This window comes from Streptomyces sp. (genome assembly GCF_050698815.1).
Classification (GTDB): Bacteria; Actinomycetota; Actinomycetes; order Streptomycetales; family Streptomycetaceae; genus Streptomyces.
Genome location: NZ_JBOHCV010000499.1, coordinates 1 through 6,000 on the forward strand (window position 1 = coordinate 1; position 6,000 = coordinate 6,000).

The 6,000-nt window shown below is 69.6% G+C and carries 6 protein-coding genes and 1 pseudogene; 5 read left to right on the forward strand and 2 right to left on the reverse strand.

Going from position 1 to position 6,000, the window contains the following annotated elements; genetic code table 11:
• The first annotated feature begins 63 nt into the window (after nt 1-63).
• Nucleotides 64-279, forward strand: a complete 216-nt coding sequence (locus tag ACRDP3_RS17945; RefSeq protein WP_431517981.1) for an EF-hand domain-containing protein — start codon at nt 64-66, stop codon at nt 277-279.
• Nucleotides 218-568, forward strand: coding sequence for a beta-propeller fold lactonase family protein (locus tag ACRDP3_RS17950; protein WP_431517976.1), 351 nt, complete (start codon nt 218-220; stop codon nt 566-568). The genes ACRDP3_RS17945 and ACRDP3_RS17950 overlap by 62 nt, the downstream gene beginning before the upstream one ends.
• On the opposite strand, the gene ACRDP3_RS17955 is transcribed toward ACRDP3_RS17950, so the two are convergent.
• Nucleotides 548-898, reverse strand: coding sequence for a DoxX family protein (locus ACRDP3_RS17955; RefSeq protein WP_431517977.1), 351 nt, complete (start codon nt 896-898; stop codon nt 548-550). The two genes, ACRDP3_RS17950 and ACRDP3_RS17955, sit on opposite strands and share 21 nt — an antisense overlap.
• 112 nt (nt 899-1,010) lie before the next feature.
• On the opposite strand from ACRDP3_RS17955, the gene ACRDP3_RS17960 reads away from it, so the two are divergent.
• The 3 genes from ACRDP3_RS17960 to ACRDP3_RS17970 all read left to right on the forward strand — a co-directional run bounded on the left by ACRDP3_RS17960 (nt 1,011) and on the right by ACRDP3_RS17970 (nt 5,495).
• Nucleotides 1,011-1,586 (forward strand): TetR/AcrR family transcriptional regulator, encoded by a 576-nt coding sequence (locus ACRDP3_RS17960; protein WP_431517978.1) that lies wholly within the window; start codon nt 1,011-1,013, stop codon nt 1,584-1,586.
• 418 nt (nt 1,587-2,004) lie between these two features.
• Nucleotides 2,005-3,282 carry a hypothetical protein gene (locus tag ACRDP3_RS17965; protein WP_431517979.1) on the forward strand — a complete coding sequence of 426 codons (1,278 nt, stop codon included), beginning with the start codon at nt 2,005-2,007 and terminating at the stop codon, nt 3,280-3,282.
• On the forward strand, nt 3,279-5,495 hold the full coding sequence (locus ACRDP3_RS17970) for a polysaccharide pyruvyl transferase family protein (RefSeq protein WP_431517980.1): 2,217 nt from the start codon (nt 3,279-3,281) through the stop codon (nt 5,493-5,495). Before ACRDP3_RS17965 ends, ACRDP3_RS17970 begins: the two co-directional genes overlap by 4 nt.
• A gap of 103 nt (nt 5,496-5,598) precedes the next feature.
• Here ACRDP3_RS17970 and ACRDP3_RS17975 read toward each other — a convergent pair.
• A pseudogene (locus ACRDP3_RS17975) lies at nt 5,599-5,831 on the reverse strand (hypothetical protein); the annotation flags it as partial.
• Between the last annotated feature and the right edge of the window lie 169 nt (nt 5,832-6,000).

Genomic DNA, 6,000 nt, shown 5'->3' on the forward strand with positions numbered 1-6,000 from the left:
GTGTAGCCGCCGCAGTAACATCGCTCAACATCCAACGAGGAAGGGCGAACTCACGTGGTGGACATGAAAGCGGCCGCGCGCAAGGTCTTCGATGCATACGACCTCGATGGCGACGGGCAGATAACCGCCAAGGAATACCAGCAGGTAGTCGCCGAGCTGCGCGGCGAGCACCTCACGGACGAGCAGGCGCAGCAATTCATCGACGTACTCGACACGGATGGCGACGGCACGATGTCGTTCGAGGAGTTCTGGGCCCCGATGCAGGGCGGCGCGGATTGACCACGGGCGCCCCGCGCGCGGCGCCGGGGGGCGGAGGTGCCGTTCGGACTTTCCGGCGGAGGTGGCCGTCGCGGCCGGCGGGCGGACCGTCTATGTCTCCAACCGGGGCCACAACAGCGTTGCCTGGATGTCGGTGGGCGGTGGCGGCGAGCCGTTGAAGCCCCGACAGGTGGGTCAGGTGGGCGCAGCAGGTGGTCCACGTTGGCGTCGGCCACCGCGTGCCATGGCTTTGGGCCGACGACGCGCACGAGTCAGCGGCGCGTACGTCTCAGGCTGTCGCGAGGCGTAGAGCAAGTGCCGCCGCGGCCAGGACCAGCAGCACGAGCGGCGGGCCCAGACGGGCCCGGTCGTCGGCCCGCACGTGGGCCGCGACCGCGAGCAGGAAGTAACCGACGAGAGCCGACGCGGCGGCCACGCCCAAGGGCTTCCAGACGAGACCGCTGACCAGTCCGGCGGCTCCGGCGAGGAGGAGGAGCGCCAGGACGTTGAGCTTGCCCTCGGGCACGCCGACCTTGGCGTAGCCGCGTACGACGGGCTCCTCGTGGCTGAGCTTCTTCGTCGCCGAGACGATCAGCACGGCGGCGAGCAGGACGGAGACGACTGCTGTGGCTATGAACACGGGTACCTCCCCGGCGGGCACGCCCGAGTGCGAGAGCAGGACGTCGCCGACTGACTAGCTCCAATCTAAACATCTGTATACTTTCCTTGCAACCGACAGGGACCGGGGAGAAATGAGCCCGCAGCGCAGCAACCGTTCACAGCTCATCGAGGGCACGCTGCGCTGCCTGGAGCGGCTGCCGCCCGAGCGGATCACCGCGCGGGCGATCGCCGACGAATCGGGAGCCAACCTCGCGTCGATCGCCTACCACTTCGGCTCGAAGGACGCCCTGGTGACCGAGGCGGCGATCGCGGGCCTCGACCGGTGGCTCGCCGAAGTCGCAGCAGGTCTGGGGGACCTGGCCGATCGGACGCCCGAGGAGCGGTACCGTGCCGCGTCCGAGGCCGTCACGGGCACTCGGGACAGCCATACGGGCCTCGCCAGGCACTACGTCACCGCCCTTGCCAGAGCGCAGCACGACGCCTCGATCAGGGACACCCTCGCCGAGGGATTCCGACGTACGCGCCCCGACGTCGCCGCGCTCCTGGGGCTCGGCGACGACGAGGAAGGCCGGGACGCGGCTGGCCTGGCGCTGGCCCTCTTCCACGGACTGCTGATACAGACCCTGCTCGCGCCCGACCTCGCGATCGAGGGTGAGCGGATGCACCGCGCCCAGGTCCGCCTGCGCGGAGTGCTGCCGGAGGCATGAGGGCTCCCTCAGGGCGCGCTGAGTGCGTCGAAGGCCTTCATGAAGAAGTCGTCGGTGCCGAAGTTGCCGGATTTCAGGGTGAGGTAGCACTGGCCGTCAGTAGTCACGACTGCCACATGCGTACTTCCGCGCCAACTTCGTTTGATCAGTCCGCGCTGCTCGAGAGCCCAGGCCGCCACACGACCTCCGGACCTCCCTGAAAAGCGCCGTCCGGACGCAGAGGCCGTGCTGTATGTCCGGTACGGGGAGGCCCGGCGACCACGGTTCCCGCTCCTACCGCGGCGGAGGAAGGAGCCGAATCGGCGACTCCGGGACCTGAGTGGGCGTATGGAATGTTCATCTGCGGCACGCCTTGGGATCACCCGAGCCGCCAGATTCTGGGGCACAGTCGGTTTCCTCCTGCTGAAGGTGAAATGGCATGACGGTGACCCTTTCAAGGGTGTTCAAGGCTCGGCGGCGAAGCGCGCGGGCAGCAGCGCGGCAAGCCGCGCTGCTGGCCGACGGCGTCCGGCTCGGCGTGGAGTACCTCACCGGGCTGAGTGACAAGCCCGACCCGCGGCGCATGCGACTGGCCGCGTCGATCGGTTCGCTCCTTGAGGCACAGGGGGCGGCCTCGGCCGATCCGTTCGACGCCCTGCTGCGGACCGGGAATCGCGCGCTGGAAGCCGACGGGGAGATCGAACTGCGGCTCGCCCTGGCCGTCGCGGAGACGGCGACGGAGATCCGCGAGCGCTCCAAGGGCGCCTGGCGGCTGCGCGGACTCGCCCTGGAGGCGCTCGGCCGGGACGCGGACGCCATCACCGCGTACGAGCGTCATCTCGGCCTGCAGAGCCCCGACGGGGGCGGTGACATCGCGCTGCGGCTCGCCAGGCTGCGGGAGATGCGGGCGTGTCTGGAGGAGGCGGCACGGCTGTTTCCGGGAGCCGACCCGTTCGCGGCCGACATGAGGTCTCCGGCCTCGGTGAAGGCCGCGTTCACCGAGTACGTACAGCTGCGGATGGGGGAGCGGGGCCCGGGCGTCCCCGAGCGAAGGCGGCTCGTCGAGCTGTACGCGACCTACCGCCGGCTGACCGTCCAGAGCAGGATGACCGACCCGCTGCTCGGCGGGAGCGAACCGCTGGGGGTCGGTGACTTCCGGAACCTGATCACCGGTCGTACGGTCTGCCTGGTCGCCGACGCCAGGCCGGTCGCCGAGTGCATACGGGGCGATGAGATCGACTCCTACGACCTGGTCATCCGGTGCGACGCTTTCGCGGCTCGCGCGGCCGACGCGGGTGAGCGCACCGACGTGCACGCGGTCTCCCTCCGTGGCGAGGCGCCGTGGGAAGGCCCCCGCTGGAGTCATCCCGTACGGACCCGGCTGGTCTTCGGGGAGTCGGCCCCGGCGTGGCGGCAGGCGGTTCGGCGGCGGCTGGTCCCCGGAGCGCAGACCCATGTCGGCAACTCGGCCCTCCGGCGGCCTGTGTCCGACCCCTCCCTCATGGGCGAAGGTGGCGACCGCGAACCCACCACCGGCTACACCGTGCTCCGTCTGCTGGACTTCCTCGACGTCAGTCCGCGCATCGACCTCTTCGGCTTCGGCCTGCCCGGCCGACTGCGCCCGCAGGAGCGGGAATGGGTCATGGCCCACGCGAAGGACACGGAACCCCCGGGCGTCGAGAACGACGGCACACAGATAAGGATCGCCCTGCGATGACCCGCACCGCGGACGACAGACGCGCGGTGACCGGCAAACGCCGGATCGCCTTCGCCTGCTACGCCGATGAGGACCGGCTGCCCGGTCTCCTCGTGCTGCTGCGCAGCCTGGCCCTGTCCAACCCCCAGCTGTGCGAGGACTTCGTCCTCCTCCATGCGGGTCTTCCCGACTCGCGCCTCGACGACGTCAGGCGCCTGCACCCGCGCATCGTCACCCGCCGCGCTGCCACGCGCCGCGAGGTTTTCCTCGTCGACGACTACGACACGGTCATCGTGCTGGACACCGGCATGGTCGTCGTCGGAGACCTCGGAGAGCTGCTGCGGATGCGCGGCGGAGTGGGAGCGGTTCCCCAGCTGCTGACCGAGGATCCGTCCAAGGAACGGCGGACCGTCCTGGGCGACGGCCTGCTGGTCATCCAGGGAGCCTCGCTGGACGCCTCCCTGCGCACCCGGCTTGCCGACGGCTCCAGCGGTTGCCTCGACAGGGAGCTGGAAGATGTGCTCGTACGGCTGGACGCGCGGTACGACTTCCTGGCGTACCGGCTGTTCGACGACGCACCCGTGCCGGAGAACGCCGTAGTCCTGCGTTTCACCGCCGGGGCAGGCGGCACCGGGTACGAGCCCGCGGAGCGGTGCAGGAGCCGATTCGAGCTGTCCGACGAGGAGTTCCACACCGCGTACTGCACACTCCGCGGAGCCAAACACCCCGAACTGCTCGAGCACTTCGGCCTTCCGCTGCTCGAGCGGCGCCCGCAGTTGGATCTGGCCCGTCAGCTCGCGGAGGTCTACCGGCGGCAGGGCCGCCACCAGGACGCGATCGACCTCCTCGGGCCCCTGGTGGCGACTGACGCCGACCGGCCCCGCTGCCATCTGGTGCTCGGGACCTCGCTGATGGCGATGTCCCGCTACGACGAGGCCGAGATACACCTGCTGCTGGCATCAGCGGCACCCGAGATCGCAGGGGAGGCGTACGGGCAGCTGGCCCGGCTCGCCTGGGTGCGAGGCGCCGACGACACCGCCCACGCCTACGCGGGCGAAGGGCTGGACGCCGACCCCACCCACGTCGGCTGCCGCATCATGCACCGGCGAACGCTGCCCACCGAGGAAGACGCGTCAGGACCGGACACCGAAGCGGGCGAGCAGCTGGCACACGTGGCACTGTTCTCCGACGGCAAGGAGAACGCGGGCGACAAGGTGCTGCCCGAGGCGGTACGCATGTGCCTGGACGAGGACACCGGGCCCGACCGCTGGCTGCCGGTCCATGTGCACCGGTACTTCGACGACGCGGCGCTGGAGCGTGTGAACGCCCGCCGCGGAGTGGTCGTAGGGGGCGGCGGCCTGTTCCTCCCGGACACCGCGCCGAACGACAGCAGCGCCTGGCAGTGGAACATCGAGGACCGGACGCTGGCCCGGATCACGGTGCCGCTGGCGGTGTTCGCGGTCGGCTACAACATCTTCGACGGCCAGCTCTACCGGCGTCAGCGGTTCGCCAAGAGCCTCGAGGCGCTGGTCGACCGCTCGGCCTTCTTCGGCCTGCGCAACCACGGTTCCATCGAACGGGTCCGTGAACTTCTCCCCGCCGGGCTGCGCGACCGTGTGGTGTATCAGCCCTGCCCCACCACGGTGCTCCGGCAGCTCGTCCCGGGCTGGACCGATCCCGCGCAGCGCGACGAGACGGTACTGCTCAATTGCGCCTACGACCGGTCCGGACTGCGCTTCGGTCATGACTACGGCTACTTCCTGGCCCAGATGGCCGGCGCGGTGCGCACACTGAGGGAGCACGCCGACCTGCGGTACGCGGCCCATATGCAACCCGACGAGAAGTTCGTCCATGATCTGCGCCGGGAGTACGGCATCAGGCTCCCCATCGAGCCCCTGTACGACGCGTCGAACGACGAGGTGCGGGACATCTACCGGCGCACGAAGCTGGCGATCGGGATGCGAGGGCATGCCGGGATGATCCCCTTCGGCTGCGGAACGCCGATCATCAGCCTGGTGTCCCATCCCAAGCTCGCCTATTTCCTGTCCGACATCGACCGCCCCGAGTGGGGGGTCTCGGTGCACGACGAGGATCTGGAGGCGAAGCTCACCGAGCGCGCCCTGGGAGTGCTCGCCGACCACGCGGTGGCGGTGGCCGACGTCCGGGGCCGGCAGGAGGAGTTGTGGCAGGTCACGCGGGAGAACATCGGCGAGCTGCGGAAGGCCTTCGCCTAGGTGGTGTCTGACAATCGATCTTGTGGTGGGTTCGAGGTGACCTGATGGATGCGGCGTGGGGCCAGGCTCGGCCACGCGTCTGACCTCGAGCGCGTTTCAACTCGGCAGCGCGGCGCCTGGCAGGCACCACGACATGGGCACCGGCGCCGGCGAGCGCCCGCGTCGTCTCCAGCCCCGGCCCGAGTAGCCGCCGGTCACGATCACGAGCTTTCCGGTGAGTTCGATCCCGCGAAGGACATCGTCCGTGGCGCTCCGGGCTCCGAAGCCTGACGCGATCCTGTGCTGAGGAGCGGGGCGTTTTCCACTCTCGCCGGTAGCCGATGTCCTGTTGCACAGGGTCTGACTCAGTTATCGGAGTTCCGCGACGGAGGATTGGCGAAGCGGGACACCAGGTCTTGGGCGAGTTTTTGCTGCTGGCTTCCGTGTGCCGATTCCGTGGATGTGATTGCTGTCGTCAGCACTGTGTTGACGGGGGCCCCGGGCCGGAGCCGCACCGGAGTGCAGG